The following is a 1,101-nucleotide window of genomic DNA, read 5'->3' as shown; positions in this document are numbered from 1 at the left end:
CCCACGACCTTTCCATCCATCACCTATTTTGTTTACTCAGCAACTTACCCCAGTTCTGCTCTGACGAACTCATGTGTCCGTGGATGAGAATGACTAGGCCTTTTGGCTTCTCATTTTCTACAAGGTGGAATACAAGTTTGTATGGTTCTCTGGATGACATTTTCGACTGAAGCTGGATACAACTGGGCAAGTTTGAGGTTTGAGGCGGCACGCTGCCGCCGACCGCCGCACTGCTCTGCCCCACAGTCGTCTGGGTGGTCCATGAAGGTATTTACTTAGGTGAATGCCCTGGCAGACAGGGTAGCAGTAAGGGAGATGGGCTCACGGCAAAGCGGACACCGTAAGCCGGTTTGATTCGTCGCTGAGATGTTAGCACTACAATCCTAGCAAGACAGGGGAACGAATGGACTACCTCCTATGAGCTGTTCGGCACAAGCCATGTGCAAGGGATGTCCACATGGCAAGGCCACCACGGCAGGGTCTAACTGGCGCATCTGAGAACTAGCATCTGGTTCCTGTGCGGCTTTGAACACACTCTTTGGCGTTAGGCAAAAACTATTGGCGGTACCTCCTCAAAATCTTCCAAGCAGATTGAGCAGGACGGGTCCATGTAGACCTTGGGGGGTTCCGCATTGAGAACAGCCAGAAGGGCGTCCTCATGCCGAACCCTAGGGAGGGGCTCTGGACGACGACCACAGTCCGAAGGATTGGCTTGGAAGTTCCGGCGCGGATACCTATCGCCACCATAGGTTCGGCCGGAGTAAATACTGGAGAACGCGTTGGCGTTTGCCACCGCCCAGGGACCTAGGTAGCCCAGGGCCAGTACGGAGCCAACTAGTGGCCAGCTAGAGAACAGGCGAAGAGTAAGGAACGGGAAAACCAGAGCCTTGGCAGCTGCCCTTATTGCGGTGACGACTTCGCTGAAAGTGCGTACACGAACCACTCGATCAGTAGAGCCTGTTGCAACATTGTCATCCCAGTAAGGCCATTGCTCCAGTGAGTATACAAACCAGCCACAACGGGGACATGCATTGTTGATGTAGCTGCCATCGCGGTATTCTTGATGGTGGCTACCAAGCATGTCACAGCCTGCAATTAGAT

Annotated in this window: 1 protein-coding gene; it reads right to left on the bottom strand. The window is 53.6% G+C overall.

All coding sequences use genetic code 11. From position 1 onward, the window contains the following. Positions 1-544 precede the first annotated feature (544 nt). On the bottom strand, positions 545-1,101 hold a 557-nt coding region (locus V6D20_07765; GenBank protein HEY9815680.1), incomplete at its 5' end, for a hypothetical protein.

The sequence above is a fragment of the Candidatus Obscuribacterales bacterium genome (assembly GCA_036703605.1).
Lineage (GTDB): Bacteria > Cyanobacteriota > Cyanobacteriia > RECH01 > RECH01 > RECH01.
The sequence above is the reverse complement of the archived record's forward strand: the minus strand, read 5'-3'. Positions and strand labels throughout refer to the sequence as shown.